The sequence below is a fragment of the Pseudomonas ekonensis genome, from assembly GCF_019145435.1.
Taxonomy (GTDB): Bacteria; Pseudomonadota; Gammaproteobacteria; order Pseudomonadales; family Pseudomonadaceae; genus Aquipseudomonas; species Aquipseudomonas ekonensis.
The window spans coordinates 1,670,851-1,689,122 of sequence record NZ_JAHSTS010000001.1; the positions used below are offsets into that span (position 1 = coordinate 1,670,851).

Below are 18,272 nucleotides of genomic sequence, written 5' to 3' on the forward strand. Positions count from 1 at the left end.
ACGAAGGCGCAGCCTAACCCGGCGTTCGCCATTGATCCATCCCCCCGGCCGGCCTTCCGCCGTCCCGGGTGCCCTGATCCGCAGATGCCGGTTTTCATGCCTTTGGCGTGTAGGTTTTTTGCTACAGGATGAGTACGCGCTTACTTAGGGTACTGTATATCCATCCAGTATTCATTGGCGGTCGCTGGCGTAAGGCCGCCCACTGCGACAAATCCGCCGATGGACAAAAAATCCCCCTCCGTTAGCTTGAAGGCCTCTCCTCGGGAAGGAGAGTTCTTAAATCAATGGAGTGAACAACATGAATCAAGCAACCCCTGAAACCCAACTGCGACACGGTCGCGTCACCTCTCCGGCCAGCCGTGGCTCGGTGGCCATCGAACAAGGTCTGCTGGGCGGCTGGCAGGTCAACGAAATGGAAGGCGGCAAGAACTTCCCGGCTTTGGCGGCGGGCCCGTTCCCCGCGCCGTTCGGCACGGACAACCCGAGCGTCGTGCCGCCGGCCGACGGCTACATCCTCAGCGGCGGCAAGGACGACGCCCGCGACTGCGTGAACTTCACCGACGAGGAAATGAGCAAGAAGCTCGGTCGCCCGTTCACCTGGCCGCTGCTCAACGTCACGCCGGGCCAGACCCTGGACATCAAATGGGAGTACACCGCCCCGCACACCACCCGCGGCTACCGTTGGCTGATCACCAAGGACGGCTGGGATCCGAAGACCCGCATCACCCGTGCGCAACTGGAGGCGCAACCGTTCTTCGAGGACTTCTACCCTCAGGTTCCGTACTACAGTCATGCGGGCGAACTGAAGGCCAAGGTCAACCATTCGGTGAAACTGCCGGCCAACAAGAAGGGGCGTCACGTGATCGTCCTGATGTGGATCGTCGCCAACACCGGCAACGCCTTCTATCAGGCCTTCGACGTCGACTTCAAATAAGTCCGCGCCAACCGACCCACACGTTCTGAAGGATTAGAACATGTCGAACATTGACTTCACCCTGTTGCACAACCAGGCAGGCGACGCGGCGTCGCTGATGCCGAGCATCGCCGGCAAGAAGATCCTCATGGGCTTCTGGCACAACTGGCCGGCGGGGCCGAGCGACGGCTACCGGCAAGGGCAGTTCGCCAACATCGCACTGGAAAACGTACCCAAAGAGTACAACGTGGTCGCCGTGGCCTTCATGAAGGGCAACGGCATCCCGACCTTCAAGCCCTACAACGTCTCCGACGCCGAGTTCCGCCGCCAGGTCGGCGTGCTCAACAGCCAGGGGCGGGCGGTGCTGATCTCCCTGGGCGGCGCCGATGCGCACATCGAGTTGCGCGCCGGCCAGGAACAGCCGCTGGCCAACGAGATCATCCGTCTGGTGGAAACCTACGGCTTCGACGGGCTGGACATCGATCTTGAACAGAGCGCGATTGATTTCGCCGCCAACAAGACCGTCCTGCCGGCGGCGCTGAAACTGGTCAAGGACCACTACGCAGGCCAAGGCAAGCACTTCATCATCAGCATGGCGCCGGAGTTTCCGTACCTGACCGCCAACGGCAAGTACGTCGGCTACCTGCAGGCGCTGGAAGGCTACTACGACTTCATCGCTCCGCAGTTCTACAACCAGGGCGGCGACGGGGTCTGGGTGCCGGAGGCCAACAACGGCAACGGCGCGTGGATCGCGCAGAACAACGACGCGATGAAGGAGGACTTCCTTTATTACCTGACCGAAAGCCTGGTGACCGGCACCCGCGGGTTCACCAAGATCGCGGCGGACAAGTTCGTCATCGGCCTGCCGGCCAACGTCGATGCCGCCGCCACCGGCTACGTGATCGACAAGACCGCGGTGGGCAACGCCATGAAGCGGCTGGCCATCAAAGGGCATCCGATCAAGGGGCTGATGACCTGGTCGGTGAACTGGGACAACGGCATCAGCAAGGACCGGGTGCCGTACAACTGGGAATTCAGCCGCCGTTACGGGCCGCTGATCCACGGCGCCAAGTTGTCTGAGCACGCGTCGGACGACATGACGGTCGACATCGGCCAACAGCAGTAAGCGAACAGAAAGCCCGGTAGCGCTGCCGGGCTTTTTTTCGTCCGTGGGCAACGTCTTTTCGCCTACCATGGGCGTCCCTCAAGGACACAAGGGTCAGGCGTCATGTCCAACACGGCCGAACGGGTCAAATTCATCGATACGCAGGTGCTGTCCCACGATTGGTATCTGCTCAAGAAAATCACCTTCGACTACCGGCGCAACAGCGGCGACTGGCAGCGTCAGACCCGTGAGGTCTACGACCGCGGCAACGGTGCCGCGATCCTGCTGTTCAACCGCGAGAAGCGCACGGTGGTGCTGACCCGGCAGTTCCGTCTGCCGGTGTTCGTCAACGGCCATGACGGGCTGCTGATCGAAGTGGCCGCCGGGCTGCTTGAGGGCGCCGACCCCGAGCAACGCATCCGGGCCGAAGCCGAAGAGGAAACCGGCTACCGCGTGCATGACGTGAGGAAGGTGTTCGAGTCCTACATGAGCCCGGGTTCGGTGACCGAGAAGCTGCACTTTTTCGTCGCCGAGTACGACGCGTCGTCGAAGGTCGGCGCCGGCGGCGGCCTGGAGGAGGAGACCGAAGAGCTGGAGGTGCTGGAGTGGCGTTTCGATGATGCGCTGGAGGCCTTCCGGCGCGGCGAGATCTGCGATGCCAAGACCATCATGCTGTTGCAGTATGCGGCGATGAACAACCTCTTTGCCGTGTGAGGCGTGTGGCGGGGGAGACGATCAGAACAGCTCCCCCGTCCGACCGACCTCGGCCCACCGGCAACCTTCCAGTCTCAATAGCCGCTCCTTGGCTTCAAGCCCCCCGGCGAACCCCGTCAGCTTGCCCGACGCGCCGATCACCCGATGGCACGGCGCAACGATCGAGATCGGATTGCGCCCGTTCGCCGCGCCCACTGCCCGCACCGCGCTGGGGTGGCCGATCTGCTCGGCGATCTGGCTGTAGGTGCGGGTCTCGCCGAAGGGGATGGTCAGCAGCGCCGCCCAGACCCTTTTCTGGAAGTCGGTGCCGGCGAAATCCAGCTCCAGCTCGAAGCGGTTCCGGGTGCCGGCAAAATATTCCTGCAGCTGCTGCGCGGCCCTGAGCAGCACCGGGTTGTCCGGCGCCTCGACCATCGGCCCCAGGCGCACCCGGCCGGGCTTGTCGTTTTCCCAGAGGATGGCCGCCAGTCGCTGGCCGTTCGCGACCAGCTTCAGTTCGCCCACCGGCGAGGGCAGGGTGATGAACGTGTAGGCCATGGCGACGGACTCCGGACAGGGGCGGGAACAGCGCACAGCATACGGCGTGTTCCGGGAGGCGCAAATCGCAATCGCGGCCATACTGGCTCTTGCAGCGCTTCTCCCTGCTTTCCCGAAGAACCCAGGGTCTGTGTGAAAAGTCTTGAGACGAAGGTCAGGCAAGGCGAAAACAGCCGAGGAAGCGGAGTTTACGGGTTGTAAATGAGCATTCCGAGGCTGTTTTCAACGCAGCATCACCGAGTATCAAGGCTTTTCGCACAGAGCCTAATAACAAGAAAGGACCGACCCATGAAGTACGAACCTTTTGCCAAGACCCTGATCGCGACCTCCCTGACCCTGGCCTGTCTCACGGCCCATGCCGCTTCGGTGGCCCCGGTGGCGGCGGAGAACGGCATGGTGGTCACCGCCCAGCACCTGGCCACCCACGTGGGCGTCGATGTGCTGAAGAACGGCGGCAATGCGGTGGATGCGGCGGTCGCCGTCGGTTACGCGCTGGCGGTGGTCTACCCCGCGGCGGGCAACCTGGGCGGCGGCGGTTTCATGACCATTCAGCTGGCGGACGGGCGCAAGACCTTCCTCGATTTCCGGGAAAAGGCCCCCCTGGCCGCCACCGCGAACATGTACCTGGACAAGGACGGCAACGTCATCCCGGACCTGAGCACCCGCGGCCATCTGGCGGTCGGCGTGCCGGGCACGGTGTCGGGCATGGAGCTGGCGCTGAAGAAGTACGGCACCAAACCGCGCAATGAGATGATTGCCCCGGCCATCAGGCTGGCCGAGGACGGGTTCGTGCTGGAGCAGGGCGACGTCGATCTGCTGGAGTACGCCACCGACGTGTTCAAGAAGGACATGCGCGACTCCGGCGCGATCTTCCTCAGCAACGGCGAGCCGATGCAGGTCGGGCAGAAACTGGTGCAAAAGGACCTGGGCAAGACCCTGCGCACCATTTCCGAAAAAGGCGCCGACGGTTTCTACAAGGGCTGGGTGGCCGACGCCATCGTCACCTCAAGCCAGGCCAACAAAGGCATCATCACCCAGGCCGACCTGGACAAGTACAAGACCCGCGAACTGGCGCCGGTGGAGTGCGACTACCGCGGCTACCACGTGGTCTCGGCGCCGCCGCCCAGCTCCGGCGGGGTGGTGATCTGCCAGATCATGAACATTCTCGAAGGCTATCCGATGAAGGACCTGGGCTTCCGTTCGGCCCAGGGCATGCACTACCAGATCGAAGCCATGCGCCACGCCTACGTGGACCGCAACAGTTACCTGGGCGATCCGGACTTCGTGAAGAACCCCATCGAGCACCTGCTGGACAAGCACTACGCGACCAAGCTGCGTGAAGCCATCGCGCCGCAGAAGGCCGGCGTGTCCGCCGAACTCAAGCCGGGCGTTGCGCCCCATGAGGGCAGCAACACCACCCACTATTCGATCGTCGACCAGTGGGGCAACGCCGTGTCGGTGACCTACACCCTCAACGACTGGTTCGGCGCCGGCGTGATGGCCAGCAAGACCGGGGTGATCCTCAACGACGAGATGGACGACTTCACCTCCAAGGTCGGCGTGCCGAACATGTACGGCCTGGTGCAGGGCGAGGCCAACGCCATCGCGCCCGGCAAGGCGCCGCTGTCGTCGATGAGCCCGACCATCGTCACCAAGGACGGCAAGGTGGTGATGGTGGTCGGCACGCCGGGCGGCAGCCGGATCATCACCGCAACGCTGCTGACCATGCTCAACGTCATCGACTACGGCATGGGCCTGCAGGAAGCGGTCGATGCGCCGCGCTTCCACCAGCAGTGGATGCCGGAGCAGACCAACCTCGAAGACTTCGCCGCCAGCCCCGACACCAAGAAGATCCTCGAAAGCTGGGGCCACAAGTTCGCAGGCCCGCAGGACCCCAACCACATCGCGGCGATCCTCGTCGGCGCGCCGTCCCTGGGCGGCAAGCCGGTGGGCAAGAACCGCTTCTACGGCGCCAACGACCCGCGGCGCAACACCGGGTTGTCATTGGGTTACTGACGCGCGTAAAAAAGAGGGGCGGGCGTTTGTCCGCCCCTGTCTCACGGACCGATCAAGGAAGGCCTGCCATGTCCACCGCATTGCTGATCATCGACGTCCAACGCGCCCTGTGCTCGGGCCAATACGAGTGCTACGACATCCACCGCGTCATCGACACCCTCAACCGCCTCAGCGCCCGCGCCCGCCAGGCCGGCGTGCCGGTGGTGTTCATCCAGCACGAAGAAGAGGGCGACCTGCTGGCCCACGGCAGCGACGGCTGGCAACTGGCGGACGGCCTGGAGACCGCGCCGGGCGACCTGTACGTGCGCAAGACCACCCCGGACTCGTTCTATCAGACACCGCTGCAGAAGCTGATCCCCAAGGAAGACTTCGACCGGTTGGTGATCGGCGGCCTGCAGACCGATTACTGCGTCAACGCCACCGTGCGCCAGGCGCATCAACTGGGCTACGACGTGGTGCTGGCGGCCGACGCCCACTCCACCGTGGACAACGGCAGCATGAGCGCCGAGGACATCATCGCCGAACACAACAAGGACCTGGCCCACCTGAGCGGCTCGGTGGCGCGGATCGACGTCACGCCGGCGGCGCAGATCACCTTCTGACCCGCCGCCCCGCCTTCCCTGTAGGAGCGAGCCTGCTCGCGAGGCGTTGTGTCATTCACCGCGGTCATTGAAACGGATGACGCCTTCGCGAGCAGGCTCGCTCCTACAGGGGGCGGCGGTGAAATGTGCGGGCATCGACCGGCCGCTCCCGGCATACTGCCGGCGCCTCAGGAATGGAATCTGTCGATGCCCGCGTTCAATGCCCGTCATGCCTGGCTGCTGGCCAGTCTCTTGTTTGCCCCGATGTCCCACGCCGCCGGTTTCGACTGCGCGAAGGCGTCCGGGCCGGTCGAGAAAACCCTTTGCGCCGATCCGTACACCTGCGCCCTTGATGAGAAGCTGAGCGCGCTGTGGCGCACGACGCTGGCGAAGGTCGCCGACCCGAAGGCGCTAAGGGCGGATCAACGAGCGTGGCTGAAGAACCGCGACCTTTGCGGCGAAACGTTGGGTTGCCTGCGTCGGCAGTACCTCATGCGCCTCACCGAACTTGAATACGCCGCCAAGCCGTTCAGCTGGAACGCAGTGTGGCAGCGGATTCCCGAAGGCGTGTCCTCAGGCGCAGAGCTGAACACCTCCCTTCGGGACGATTCGCATGTGGCCTTCACCGTGGAGGCCACCGCCGGCGCCAACGAAGGCAGCCTGGAGGGAACCGCCGCACGCCGCGCCTCGGGGGCGGACTACGCCGAGGGCGGTTGCGCGTTGAGCTTCACGGCGATCAACGGCGTGCTGGACGTTGCGCAACAGGGTGACGACGCTGACTGCGGGGCGGGGATGGGGGTGTTCTATGCCGGGCGCTACGTCGCTTCGCCAACGCCCTTGGCGCTGGACTACGATCTGCTCGCCTTGGGCCTGGTGCGTACGCAACAGGAGGACGACACACTGCGCACGCTGCTCAAGGGCGATTACAAGGCGCTGGCGCAAAGCGCGGGGACGATGGTGATCGGCGATCCGTCCGCCGACGTGCCGGGCAGCGAGGTCGATGAACTGTGGGTGCGCGGTTTGGGCAACGTCAACGCCGCCATCGTGATGCGTGCCGCCGACAACCGCTTCTGGATCGCATTGCTGGTGCCCGATGCCCAGGGCGAGTCCCGCGCCCGTTACTACACCAACGTCCCTGACTGGAAAGATCGCCTGCCCGCTGCCGTGCAAGTCTGGTACGAGCGCATGCAGGGCGGCAGAACCCTGCCGCTGGACCGCATGCCTTAACGCAAGCCTGTGGCTCGCGCAGCGGGCCCGCCGCCTCAGGTGGCGAACATCAACCGGTGCGCAGGGGCCGCCGGCTCCCGCACCACGCCGCCCAGCACCAGCCGCGTGACCGTGTCCGCCGCCGCGGCATAGTCCTCATCCTGCGGCACTTCGCGCCCGGTGATGCATCCCATCTGCCAGCCGATGTTGGTGTAGGTGCGGGTCGCCGACCAGATGAACAGCATCAGGTGCTCGGGATCCACCGGGGCCAGCAGGCCGCGGTCGATCCAGCTGCGCAGGCACTCGACGTTGCGTCTCGCCTCGGCGTGCAGCAGGTCGCGGCACTCGTGCGGCAACTGCGGGCCGCCGAGCAGCAGTTCGCCGCTGAACACCCTGGCGATGGCCGGGTGCTCGCGGGCGATGCGGATCCGCGCCGCCACGTACGCCCGCAGGCCGATCAGCGGATCGTCGCTCTCGCGCAGCACCGCCGAGGCTTCCAGCAGCGGCTCGACGAAACCCAGCAGCACCTTGGCGTAGAGGTTTTCCTTGGTCTGGAAGTAGTAATACAGGTTGGCCTTGGGCACGCCGGCGAGGGCGGCGATGTCGCGGGTCTGGGTGGCGTCGAAACCCTTGGCGGCGAATGCTTCGCTGGCGGCGGCGAGGATCAGTTGCTCGTTGCGTTGACGGATGCTGCTCATGGAAGGCACGGCGGAGTCTGGCGGTTTCGGGTTCGCAATATACAAAACTATATAGCGATGAGGCCAGCAGACTCGACGGACAACGCTATGCTGTGCCGATCCACTCGATCCGGGAAACCTCCACATGACCCTTCGCACCTTGCGCGCCGATGCTTCTCACCTCGATGCGGTGGCCGCGCTGTTCGACGCCTACCGCGGCTTCTACGGCCAGCCGGCCGATCTGGCGCAGTCGCGGGCGTTCATCGCCGAGCGCCTGGCCGCCGGCGAATCGGCGATCTTCATCGCGCAGGCCGCCGACGGCCAGGCGCTGGGCTTTGTGCAGCTGTACCCGTCGTTCTCGTCCATCGACGCCCACCGCACCTGGCTGCTCAGCGACCTGTTCACCACGCCCGCCGCCCGTGGCCGCGGCGTGGGGCGGCTGCTGATGAACACCGCGCGGGACTTCGCCGTGCAGACCGGGGCCAAAGGCCTGGTGCTGGAAACCGCCACCGACAACTTCACCGCCCAAGGCTTGTACGAGTCGCTGGGCTGGGTGCGCGACACCGGTTACTTCACCTACAACCTCGATCTGCGCAAGGGCTGAACCGGTCACTCGGCCAGCAGCCGTTCGATCTGCGCCAGCTCCCAGGTGCTCAGCAGGCTGACCGGGTCGGTGCCGAAGCGCTGCGAGGCGTCGAGTCGCCAGACCCGGCCATCTGCGCTGCGGCAGTCGAGGCAATGCAGCAGGCGCCGCCCGTCGAGGTCCAGCGCCAGACGCCAGCCGTCGATATCGACCGTGATCCGGCCGGATCCGCACGGATCGGCGGTGTGCCGCAACGGACACACGCCCAACGCGGCATCGCGCAGGCGCTGGCAGACTTCCCGGGCGTTCAACGGGTTGGGCATGACGGACTCTCGGGCAACGAAACAGGCGCGCCAGCTTAGAGCGCCCGGCGGCCGTTGTCAGTGCCCGCTGGTTTGCCTGCGGACACTTGCGTAACATCCGCAGCCCTGTTTTTTCCGTCGACCCCGTATCAGGTAAGCCATGAAACCGAAACGTCTGCGCGCCGATGTCCTGGCCGGACTCACCACCTCGTTCGCCCTGTTGCCCGAATGCATTGCGTTTGCGCTGGTGGCCCACCTCAATCCGCTGATGGGCCTGTACGGCGCGTTCATCATCTGCACGCTGACCGCGCTGTTCGGCGGGCGGCCGGGCATGGTGTCCGGGGCGGCCGGTTCGATGGCGGTGGTGATCGTCGCGCTGGTGGTGCAGCACGGCGTGCAGTACCTGCTGGCCACGGTGCTGCTCGGCGGTCTGGTGATGATGGCGTTCGGGCTGTTGCGCCTGGGCAAGCTGGTGCGGATGGTGCCGCACCCGGTGATGCTCGGTTTCGTCAACGGTCTGGCGATCATCATCGCGTTGGCGCAGCTGGAGCATTTCAAGGACGGCGAACACTGGCTCAGCGGCGCGCCGCTGTACCTGATGGCCGGGCTGGTGGGGCTGACCATGGCCATCGTCTACCTCCTGCCGCGCCTGACCCGTGCGGTGCCGCCGGCGCTGGCGGCGATCCTCGGGGTGGGGGTGCTGGTGTACCTGTCGGGCCTGCCGACCCGCACCCTCGGCGACATGGCGCACATCGCCGGCGGCCTGCCGGTGCTGGCGCTGCCGGACATCCCGTGGAACCTGGAGACCCTGCGCATCATTGCGCCGTACGCGGTGCTGATGGCGCTGGTCGGCCTGCTGGAAACCCTGCTGACCCTGAACCTCACCGACGAAATCACCGAGACCCGCGGCTACCCGGACCGCGAATGCGTGGCGCTGGGGGCGGCGAACATGGTTTCGGGCGCGTTCGGCGGCATGGGCGGCTGCGCCATGATCGGCCAGACCGTGATCAACCTCAGCTCCGGCGGGCGCGGGCGGGTGTCCGGCGTGGTGGCCGGGGTGGCGATCCTGCTGTTCATCCTGTTCCTGTCGCCGATGATCGAGCGCATTCCGCTGGCGGCGCTGGTGGGGGTGATGTTCGTGGTGTCGCAGCAGACGTTTGCCTGGGCCTCCTTGCGGGTGGTGAACAAGGTGCCGCTCAACGACGTGCTGGTGATCATGGCGGTGACGGTCATCACCGTGTTCACGGATCTGGCCACCGCCGTGCTGTGCGGCATCGTCATCGCCGCGCTCAACTTCGCCTGGCAACAGGCCCGCGAACTGTACGCCGATGCGCATCTGGAGGCCGACGGCAGCAAGCTCTACCGGCCTCACGGCACGCTGTTCTTTGCCTCGACCACGCCGTTCCTCAACCAGTTCGACCCGGCCGGCGATCCGCAGCGGGTGACCCTGGATTGCCGGCACCTGAGCTTTGTCGACTACTCGGCCATCGCCGCGCTGAAGACCCTGCGCGAGCGGTACGCCAAGGCCGGCAAGCAGCTGCAGGTGTTCCACCTGTCCGAGCGCTGCAAGAAACTGCTCAAGCGCGCCGGGGTGGAGCACGGTTGAGCAGGCGGGAGAGGGCGGCACTGTCTGCGGACACCGCTGCGGTGCGACGATTCGACTAGCCAGCGATGGCGCCGGCACAGTCAATATCTTCGGTGGCTGACAGACCGCTATCGCTGGCAAGCCCGCTCCCACAGGTATGACGGATGTTCGCAGGATCGGCGGTCATCCCAAGCCACTGTGGGAGCAGGCAGGTTTCAGATGGCCGGGAAGTCGATGTCGGTCAGCGCCACGTTGTTGAGGTAGTTGGTCAGGGTCTGCACGGCGACCAGGGCGACCGTTTCGATGATCTGCTTGTCGTCGATGCCGGCGGCGCGGGCGGCGGCGATCTGTTCGTCGCTCAGCTGGCCGCGGGTCTCGGTCAGTTGGCGGGCGAGGGCGGCGAAGGCGTTCAGCCGGCCGTGGCGCGCCTGGGCGATGTCCTCGGCCGACAGACCGGCCTTGCTGGCGAACAGGGTATGGGCGCTCAGGCAGTAGTCGCAGCCATTGACCTGCGAGGTGGCCAGGTACACCGCTTCTTTTTCCTTGGCGCTGAGCGAGGTCTTGCCCAGGATGGCGGAGGCTTGCAGGTAGGTGTCCAGCGCCACGGGCGCCTTGGCCAGGGTCGTGAACACATTTGGCAGGAAGCCGATTTTCTTCTGCACGCCTTCCAGCACGGTGCGGGTGGCGTCGGCGGCGGTGTCGAGGCTGATCGGGGTGATGCGGCTCATGATGAATCTCCGGATGTCCGGTGCGGAGTGCACCGGGGATGGAGCTCATGTTAGGGAGCGCGGCTGGTGGTTTGGGTGCAAATCGTCGAGGATATGCGGCAGATCGTCCAAAACCGTCGCCGAGAATGTCGTCATGGATCGCCTCTCCACCTTGCTCACCCACTTCGGCGTCAATGCCGGCACGTTCCACAGCGGCGCGTTCTGCGGCGTCAGCGCCTACGGCGGCGAACAGGCGTGCGGCCATGTGCACCTGCTGCAGGCCGGCGAGGTGCTGCTCAAGCCCGGCAACGACCCTGAGCTGACGCTCAACGAACCGACTCTGATCTTTTTCCCCCGGCCCTTGGCCCACCGACTGTTCGCCGACGAATCGATGGGCACGCAATTGGTGTGCGCCTCGCTGACGTTCGACGGCGGCTCAGGCAACGCGCTGGCGTCGGCCTTGCCGGACTATCTGGTGCTGAAGCTCACCGACATCCCGGAGCTGGGCAGCACGCTGGCGTGGCTGTTCAAGGAAGCCTTCGACGGCCACTGCGGGCGCGAAGCGGTGATGGACCGGTTGTTCGAACTGCTGGTGATCCTGCTGCTGCGCCACCTCATCAGCCGGCGCGACCAGCAACCGGGGATGATGGCCGGGCTGGCCGATCCCAGGCTGTCGCGGGCGTTGGCGCTGATGCACGACGAGCCCGCCCGGGCCTGGAGCGTGGCCGAGCTGGCGGCGGCCGCCAACCAGTCCCGCGCCGGGTTCGCCGAGCACTTTCGCCGGGTGGTGGGGCAAACGCCGCTGGATTATCTGTTGAGCTGGCGGATCAGCCTGGCGCAGAAGCGCCTGCGCGAGGGCCGGCCGATTGCGCTGATCGCCGAAGAGGTCGGCTACGACAGTCCGTCGGCGCTGGCCCGGGCGTTCCGGCGCAAGACCGGGCAAAGCCCGCGGCAATGGAAGGCCGAGGCCCGTTGAGGGCTAGCGGGCGAATTTCTTCGCTCCGGCCACGCACAGGATCACCCCCAGCGTCACGGCCAGCATGCCCAGGCTGACCTGTTCATGCACCAGCGTCGCGGCCAGCGCCAGGCCGAAGAACGGCTGCAGCAACTGCAATTGCCCGACGGCGGCGATCCCGCCCTGGGCCAGCCCGCGGTACCAGAACACAAAACCGATCAGCATGCTGAACAGCGACACGTAGGCCAGACACGTCCAGGCCGTGGCGCTGATGCCGGAGAACGAGACGGGCATCCGCCACAGGCTCAGCGCCGCCATCGCCGGCAGCGCCAGCACGAGTGCCCAGCAGATCACCTGCCAGCCGCCAAGGGTGCGTGACAGTTTCGCGCCTTCGGCGTAACCCAGCCCGCAGGCCAGGATGGCCGCCAGCATCAGCAGGTCGCCGGTGGGCGAAGCGCTCAAGCCCTGTGCCAGCGCGAAACCGACCACCAGCGCACTGCCCAGCAACGAGAAAATCCAGAACACCGGCCTCGGCCGCTCGCCGCCGCGCAGCACGCCGAACACCGCCGTGGCCAGCGGCAGCAAGCCGACAAACACGATCGAATGGGCCGACGTCACGTATTGCAGGGCGAGCGCCGTGAGCAGCGGAAACCCGAGCACCACGCCCAGCGCCACGATCACCAGCGGCCACCACTGGTCGCGCGCCGGGCGTCGCTCGCGGAACAACCACAGCAGGCACAGCCCGAGCAGACCGGCGAGGGTGGCGCGGGCCACGGTGAGGAACACCGGGTCGAATTCCAGCACCGCCAGCCGGGTGGCCGGCAATGAGCCGCTGAAGATCACCACGCCAATGAATCCGTTGATCCAGCCGCTGGTCTTCTCCAGGGCAGTGTGGGGCAGGTTCGATGTTCGTTCCATACGGGGTCGCGCTCAAGGTTGGGGGTTGCCTGCGTCGAATCCTATGGCCGAGAATCAAGACAATCAAAGAATTGTCATGGATACACCGGCATGCCCCGTTCCCGCTACAAGTCCCTGGTCGACCTCTACGCGGCCGACATCCGCTCGGGGCATCTGGCGCCCGGCACCCGCCTGCCGACCCACCGGCAACTGGCCGCCCGCGAAGGGCTGGCGCTGGTCACCGCCTCGCGGGTGTACGCCGAACTCGAGGCCATGGGGCTGGTGAGCGGCGAGACCGGGCGCGGCACGTTCGTGCGCGAAACTTCGTTGTCGCCGGGGCAGGGCATCGACCAGAAAGACGTCGCCGTCGGCATGATCGATCTCAATTTCAACTATCCGTCGCTGCCCGGTCAGGACGACCTGTTGCGCACCGCGTTGCGCCAACTGGCGTTGTCCGGCGACCTGGAGGCGCTGCTGCGCTATCAGCCCCACGCCGGACGCCAGCACGAACGGGCCTCGGTCGCCCGTCACCTGCGCAGCCGTGGATTGTCGGTCGAGGCCGGTCAGGTGCTGATCGTCAACGGCGCGCAGCAGGGGCTGGCGGTGACGCTGATGGCGATGCTCAAGCCCGGCGATGTCATCGCCGCCGATGCCTTGACCTATTCGGGCTTCAAGGTGCTGGCCGAGGCGCTGCACCTGGAGGTGGTGGCGATCCCGGTCACCGCCCAGGGGCCGGACCTGGCGGCGCTGGACACCCTCTGCCGCAGCCGTCCGGTGCGCGCCGTGTACTGCATGCCGACTTTGCACAATCCGCTGGGCTGGGTGCTGTCCTTGGCTCTGCGGGAGCAATTGGCGGCGATTGCCCGCCGGCATGACCTGATCCTCATCGAAGACGCGGCCTATGCCTTTCTGGCCGACGACGCGCCGTCCCCGCTGGTGGTGCTGGCGCCGGAGCGCACGGTGTACGTCTCAGGCCTGTCCAAGAACATCGCCACCGGCCTGCGCGTCGGCTTCATCGCCGCACCGCCGGCGACGGTGCCGGCGCTGGAGCGCATCATCCGCGCCACCACCTGGAACACCCCCGGCGTGATGACCGCCATCGCCTGCGGCTGGCTGGACGACGGCACGGTCGAGCGGCTGGAGGAGGAAAAGCGCCACGACGCCCGGGCCCGACAGGCGCTCGCGGTGGAGGTGCTCGAAGGGCTGCCGGTGGTCGGCCATCCTTCGTCGTATTTCCTCTGGCTGCCGCTGCCGGAGGACGCCCGGGCCGACCAGGTGGTGGCCGAACTGATGCGCGGCCAAGTGTCGGTCACCACGGCGGAGCCGTTCACCGTGTCGGCTCATGTGCCGCACGCGATCCGGCTGGCTTTGGGGTCGGTGGGCATGGACGTTTTGCGCCAGGCCTTGATCAAGGTCAGGCGAGTGGTGGACGCTTATCTCTAATGTCCTCGTTGGCTTGAAGCTTGAAGCTTGAAGCTTGAAGCTAACGTGGAGATCACCCTTACGCCGCCCGCCTGGCCTGTCCGGAACCCCGATGAAAAACACCGTCTCGCTGACCCTCGCCCTGATCCTCAACATGGCCTTCCTGAGCCTTCCGGCCCACGCCGCCGGCGACGCCGAGGCCGGCGGCAAGCTTTTTCCGCGCCTGTGCGGCGGTTGCCATCAAGTGGGCGAGTCCGCCCGTCCCGGGTTCGGCCCGCAACTCAACGGCATCATCGGCCGGGTGGCGGGGACATCGGCCAACTATGTGTACTCCGAAGCCATGAGAGGCTCGGGCATCACCTGGGACCGTGAGACGCTGACGGCCTACCTGAAGGATCCGAAAGGCGTGGTGCCGGGCACGCGGATGATCTTCTGGGGGCTCAGCGACGAAGAGAAGATCGACAACCTGTTGGCGTATCTGGGCAGCTTCTCGGACGCATCCGCGGCACGCCCCTGAACGCTTCGCCGGCTTATCGCTGCCGGCTCATCCCTGCCAGCTCATCCCTGCCGGTTCATCTCGCCGAAAGACGCCTGGCACACCACCCGGTTCCGGCCTTCGGCCTTGGCCTGATACAACTGCCGGTCGGCCCGGCTGACCAGTGCGGTGGGAGCATTGTCGGCCGGGTCGGCCAGGCCGACGCCGATGCTCACGGTGATCTGGCCGACCACCGGGAAGTGCGCCTCGGCGACGGCGGCGCGGATCTTTTCGGCGACGATGTCCGGGGTGTCCGGCTTGGCGATTTCCGGCAGCAGCACGGCGAATTCCTCGCCGCCGTAGCGGGCCACGAAATCGGTGGCGCGGGTGTTGGCCTGGATCAGCTGCGCCAGTTGCCGCAGCACGTCGTCGCCGACCGCGTGGCCGTAGGTGTCGTTGGTGCGCTTGAAGTGGTCGGCATCGATCAGCAGCAAGGCGAACGGGCGGCCGGTGCGGCGGAACAGCAGGCTGTATTCGGTGAGTTTCTCGTCGAAGCGGCGACGGTTGTGGACGCCGGTCAAGGCATCGTGGGTCGCCAGCTTCAGCAGTTCGGCGTTGGCCTGGGTGAGGGCGGCGGTGCGCAGGGCGACCGTGGCTTCGAGCGAGGCGTTGGCCTGTTGCAGTTCGCGTTCCTTGCCGAGCAGGGAGCGGGTCATGGCGTCGATGGACTGACCGAGCTGGGCGATCTCCTGCACCGGGTGCTGCAGCGCGAAGCGCGCGCCGGATTCGTGGTTCTGCACCTGCCGGGCCGAGCGGGCCAGGTGTTCGATCGGACGGCTCAGGTACAGCGCCAGGTAGTGGCCGACCAGTGCGAACCCGACGGCGGCGATGCCGCCCAGCAACAGCAGTTTGTGGAACAGCGAACGCGCCGGCTGCAGGGCGGTGTCCAGCGGCTGGCGCACGGCGATCGACCAGGACAGCGCCGTGCTGGCGGGGGTCGGCACCGTGACCTGGGCGGTCAGGTAGCCGTTGGCGGCGATCCAGCCGGGCGAGGCGGGGTCGGTGGGCGCCAGTTGCTGGCCGACCAGCGCTTCGGGGTACAGCACCTTGCCGTCGTGGTCGATGATCAGCGCTTCGATGTCCGGCGCGGCATCCTTGTGCGAGACCGCCGACTCGACGATCCGCGTCACCCAGCTCCAGTGGGCGTGGGCGCCGAGCACGCCGATCACCCGGCCTTCGGCAGTGTGGATCGGCGCGGCGAAATCGATGAAGCGCAGCGGCTCGCCGTTCGGCAGGCCCGGCAGCAGTTTGGCCAGCAGCACGGCCTCGTGCGGGTCGCCGGTGTACTCTCCGCGCAGGCCGGCCTGGAACCACGGCCGCTGCTGCACCGACTGGCCCACCAGCAGCCCGTTGACGGCCTGGTGTACCCGGCCTTCGGCGTCGGCCACACCCATCCACGCGTATTCGGCGCGGGCCTCGCTGCGCAGCTTCATCGAGGTCAGGATGGCCGGGTTGTCCAGGTCGCCGCGCTCCAGGTGCGGCGCCCGGCTGAGCAGGTAGACCTCCAGTTGCCGCTCGCGCAACTGCTGGCCCAGCAGCGCCGCCGCCGAACGCGCGTTGCTCAGCAATGCGTTGCCGCTGGCCTGTTTCATTTGTTCGGTGGCGATGTGGCCGATGTAGAAACCGACGCTCAGCAGCGTCAGGAGAGAAAGGCCGGCAAACCAGAGAGTCAGGTGGCTTCGCAGACTGGCTTTGAGCATGGGCGGTGTCTGTTCTTATTGGTGTGGCGCCATGGTAGGCGCATTCGCGGTCGGGCTGCCAGTGAGTGCGGGACGAGAAAACGGCCAAGATTGATATCAATGAGCTATCGCGTCCGGTAAAGTGTGCGCCGCCCGAGAGATGGATCCCGGGCGTTCACCTTATGGAGTCACGCAGTGAAGTACCTCAGCAAAGTCGTCGCCGCCGCACTGTTCGGTGCGGTTCTGGCAGGTTGCACCGGCACCCCGATGAACACCCAGCATTACGACAGCAGCCAATACACCGTGATTGGCCACAGCGAAGCCAAAGCCACCGGCCTGCTGCTGTTCGGTTGCATCCCGATCCGTCAGAACAGCCGTTTCGTCCGCGCCCAGAGCGCCGCGATCCAGGCCCGTGGCGGCGATGCCATGATCAACACCCAGGTTCAGGAAAACTGGTTCTGGGCCTGGGTCCTGACCGGTTACACCACCAAGGTGTCGGGCGACGTGATCAAGCTGAAAACCGCGCAGTAAGCGACGGCGAAGGCGAAAAAAAACCGGCTGATCAGGCCGGTTTTTTTATGGGCGATGCGGTGGTGCACTGGTCGGGGTCAGGCGACGCGGCGCTCCAGCAGACGGTCCGAGCCACCTTCAGCGACGCGGCGCTCCAGCAGACGGTCCGAACCACCTTCAGCGACGCGGCGCTCCAGCAGACGGTCCGAGCCACCCTCGGCGACGCGGCGTTCCAGCAGACGGTCCGAGCCACCTTCGGCGACGCGGCGCTCCAGCAGACGATCCGAGCCACCCTCAGCGACTCGGCGCTCCAGCAGACGATCCGAGCCACCCTCGGCGACGCGGCGTTCCAGTAGACGGTCCGAACCGCCTTCGGCCAAACGGCTTTCGATCAGTTTGTCCGAGCCGCCTTCGGCGACCGTCGTTTGGGCGGAAGGGGCTGCAAAAGCGTTCAGCGCAAGTACCGAGAAAGCGATGCCGAGGATGGTTTGGCGTTTCATGATCGTGTGCTCCGGGGTGTTGTCGGTGGGTATGGAGCCGATGTTACGCCCGGGATTTTTTAAGAGAACTTCATTGCGCTGATGGTGACTATCGACGCCGCCGATGAGGGCGGCGATGAACGTCGTGCCACCCGATCAAGGCATCGCGGGGCGAACGCATAATTCGCCCGTGGCGCGGATCAGGGCCAGCTCGTGCAGGGCGTCTCGGGTCAGCCCCTTGCGCGCCCCGGCCAGCCACGCCGTGCAGTCCGGGTCATGGCGATAGGGCGCGAAGGCGGCCCATTGCTGCAGCAGCCGGGTCTGCAGTTCATCGAGGCGGGGCCTGATCTGCTTGCCCAGGTCCGGGCGCGGCGTGTCCGGCGCGGCGCCGGCCGCCTGCCACTGCGCCAGCAGGCCGTACTGCACCAGTTTGTTGGCTTCCATCTGGGCGGCGATCAATTGCGCGACGTCTTCCGGATCCAGCTTTTGCTCGGCGGCCAGCGTCCGGGCATTGGTGATCACCTGGGCTTCCCGGGCGCTGTCCTGGATCGGCTTGCCGCTGTCCCATTTGGTCAGCGCCACCAGGTCGCCGATGTTCAGGCGTTCGTTGAGTGTCTCCAGCAAGGGTTTCAAGGATTCGGGAGATGGAGCGGCGTGGGCGGTGACGGTGAGCGTCGTCAGTACGGCGCACGTCATCAAACATAGGGTACGGGGCACGGTGCAACCTCGATGAAGGGGGCTGTTGTTTACCACATTTGAACCAAAGGCTCGCATTCGTATCGGGCGTTCGATCGCGAGTGCGGTCGCCCTTGGTGCGCAGGTTGGCTGCGCAGACCTCCGAGGGCTGGATCATCGGCTCGCGATCTGTC

Annotated in this window: 19 protein-coding genes and 1 pseudogene; 12 read left to right on the top strand and 8 right to left on the bottom strand. The window is 66.0% G+C overall.

Annotation, left to right across the window (positions count from 1 at the left end; translation table 11 throughout):
- The first annotated feature begins 298 nt into the window (after positions 1-298).
- The 3 genes and pseudogenes from KVG96_RS07635 to KVG96_RS07645 all read left to right on the top strand — a co-directional run bounded on the left by KVG96_RS07635 (position 299) and on the right by KVG96_RS07645 (position 2,732).
- Entirely contained in the window at positions 299-934 is a 636-nt protein-coding gene (locus KVG96_RS07635; protein WP_085580105.1) for a lytic polysaccharide monooxygenase auxiliary activity family 9 protein, read from the top strand.
- Positions 935-974: 40 nt separating this feature from the next.
- A pseudogene (locus KVG96_RS07640) lies at positions 975-1,976 on the top strand (chitinase); the annotation flags it as partial.
- 165 nt (positions 1,977-2,141) lie between these two features.
- Positions 2,142-2,732 (top strand): NUDIX domain-containing protein, encoded by a 591-nt coding sequence (locus tag KVG96_RS07645; RefSeq protein WP_217891454.1) that lies wholly within the window; start codon positions 2,142-2,144, stop codon positions 2,730-2,732.
- A gap of 21 nt (positions 2,733-2,753) precedes the next feature.
- On the opposite strand, the gene KVG96_RS07650 is transcribed toward KVG96_RS07645, so the two are convergent.
- Positions 2,754-3,269, bottom strand: coding sequence for a methylated-DNA--[protein]-cysteine S-methyltransferase (locus KVG96_RS07650; RefSeq protein WP_217891455.1), 516 nt, complete (start codon positions 3,267-3,269; stop codon positions 2,754-2,756).
- A gap of 288 nt (positions 3,270-3,557) precedes the next feature.
- Between KVG96_RS07650 and ggt the strand changes: the two genes are divergently transcribed.
- From ggt to KVG96_RS07665, 3 genes are all read left to right on the top strand, one after another.
- Complete coding sequence (gene ggt / locus KVG96_RS07655) at positions 3,558-5,285, top strand: gamma-glutamyltransferase (protein ID WP_217891456.1); 1,728 nt, start codon at positions 3,558-3,560, stop codon at positions 5,283-5,285.
- Between the two features lie 68 nt (positions 5,286-5,353).
- The gene (locus KVG96_RS07660) at positions 5,354-5,887 is read left to right on the top strand and encodes a cysteine hydrolase family protein (protein WP_217891457.1); all 534 of its coding nucleotides are present in this window, start codon (positions 5,354-5,356) and stop codon (positions 5,885-5,887) included.
- Between the two features lie 186 nt (positions 5,888-6,073).
- Positions 6,074-7,093, top strand: coding sequence for a lysozyme inhibitor LprI family protein (locus tag KVG96_RS07665; protein ID WP_217891458.1), 1,020 nt, complete (start codon positions 6,074-6,076; stop codon positions 7,091-7,093).
- A 35-nt stretch (positions 7,094-7,128) separates the two neighbouring features.
- Here the strand turns inward: KVG96_RS07665 and KVG96_RS07670 are convergent, their stop codons facing one another.
- Positions 7,129-7,770, bottom strand: coding sequence for a TetR/AcrR family transcriptional regulator (locus KVG96_RS07670; RefSeq protein ID WP_217891459.1), 642 nt, complete (start codon positions 7,768-7,770; stop codon positions 7,129-7,131).
- 124 nt (positions 7,771-7,894) lie between these two features.
- Between KVG96_RS07670 and KVG96_RS07675 the strand changes: the two genes are divergently transcribed.
- Positions 7,895-8,353, top strand: a complete 459-nt coding sequence (locus KVG96_RS07675; RefSeq protein WP_217891460.1) for a GNAT family N-acetyltransferase — start codon at positions 7,895-7,897, stop codon at positions 8,351-8,353.
- Positions 8,354-8,358: 5 nt separating this feature from the next.
- On the opposite strand, the gene KVG96_RS07680 is transcribed toward KVG96_RS07675, so the two are convergent.
- On the bottom strand, positions 8,359-8,655 hold the full coding sequence (locus KVG96_RS07680) for a DUF7693 family protein (protein ID WP_217891461.1): 297 nt from the start codon (positions 8,653-8,655) through the stop codon (positions 8,359-8,361).
- 139 nt (positions 8,656-8,794) lie between these two features.
- Here KVG96_RS07680 and KVG96_RS07685 point away from each other — a divergent pair, with 139 nt between their 5' ends.
- Positions 8,795-10,240, top strand: coding sequence for a SulP family inorganic anion transporter (locus tag KVG96_RS07685; RefSeq protein WP_217891462.1), 1,446 nt, complete (start codon positions 8,795-8,797; stop codon positions 10,238-10,240).
- Between the two features lie 194 nt (positions 10,241-10,434).
- Here KVG96_RS07685 and KVG96_RS07690 read toward each other — a convergent pair whose 3' ends face one another.
- On the bottom strand, positions 10,435-10,947 hold the full coding sequence (locus tag KVG96_RS07690) for a carboxymuconolactone decarboxylase family protein (RefSeq protein ID WP_085579881.1): 513 nt from the start codon (positions 10,945-10,947) through the stop codon (positions 10,435-10,437).
- 133 nt (positions 10,948-11,080) lie between these two features.
- Between KVG96_RS07690 and KVG96_RS07695 the strand changes: the two genes are divergently transcribed.
- Positions 11,081-11,902, top strand: coding sequence for an AraC family transcriptional regulator (locus tag KVG96_RS07695; RefSeq protein WP_217891463.1), 822 nt, complete (start codon positions 11,081-11,083; stop codon positions 11,900-11,902).
- Between the two features lie 3 nt (positions 11,903-11,905).
- On the opposite strand, the gene KVG96_RS07700 is transcribed toward KVG96_RS07695, so the two are convergent.
- The gene (locus KVG96_RS07700) at positions 11,906-12,799 is read right to left on the bottom strand and encodes a DMT family transporter (protein WP_217891464.1); all 894 of its coding nucleotides are present in this window, start codon (positions 12,797-12,799) and stop codon (positions 11,906-11,908) included.
- 90 nt (positions 12,800-12,889) lie between these two features.
- Here KVG96_RS07700 and KVG96_RS07705 point away from each other — a divergent pair, with 90 nt between their 5' ends.
- Positions 12,890-14,221 carry an aminotransferase-like domain-containing protein gene (locus KVG96_RS07705; protein ID WP_217891465.1) on the top strand — a complete coding sequence of 444 codons (1,332 nt, stop codon included), beginning with the start codon at positions 12,890-12,892 and terminating at the stop codon, positions 14,219-14,221.
- 91 nt (positions 14,222-14,312) lie between these two features.
- Complete coding sequence (locus KVG96_RS07710) at positions 14,313-14,717, top strand: c-type cytochrome (RefSeq protein ID WP_217891466.1); 405 nt, start codon at positions 14,313-14,315, stop codon at positions 14,715-14,717.
- Between the two features lie 41 nt (positions 14,718-14,758).
- Here the strand turns inward: KVG96_RS07710 and KVG96_RS07715 are convergent, their stop codons facing one another.
- Positions 14,759-16,435, bottom strand: a complete 1,677-nt coding sequence (locus tag KVG96_RS07715; RefSeq protein ID WP_217891467.1) for a sensor domain-containing diguanylate cyclase — start codon at positions 16,433-16,435, stop codon at positions 14,759-14,761.
- A gap of 174 nt (positions 16,436-16,609) precedes the next feature.
- On the opposite strand from KVG96_RS07715, the gene KVG96_RS07720 reads away from it, so the two are divergent.
- Positions 16,610-16,945 carry a hypothetical protein gene (locus KVG96_RS07720; RefSeq protein ID WP_217891468.1) on the top strand — a complete coding sequence of 112 codons (336 nt, stop codon included), beginning with the start codon at positions 16,610-16,612 and terminating at the stop codon, positions 16,943-16,945.
- 77 nt (positions 16,946-17,022) lie between these two features.
- Here KVG96_RS07720 and KVG96_RS07725 read toward each other — a convergent pair whose 3' ends face one another.
- Positions 17,023-17,424, bottom strand: a complete 402-nt coding sequence (locus KVG96_RS07725) for a hypothetical protein (protein ID WP_217891469.1) — start codon at positions 17,422-17,424, stop codon at positions 17,023-17,025.
- A gap of 135 nt (positions 17,425-17,559) precedes the next feature.
- Positions 17,560-18,099, bottom strand: coding sequence for a chorismate mutase (locus tag KVG96_RS07730; protein ID WP_217892453.1), 540 nt, complete (start codon positions 18,097-18,099; stop codon positions 17,560-17,562).
- Between the last annotated feature and the right edge of the window lie 173 nt (positions 18,100-18,272).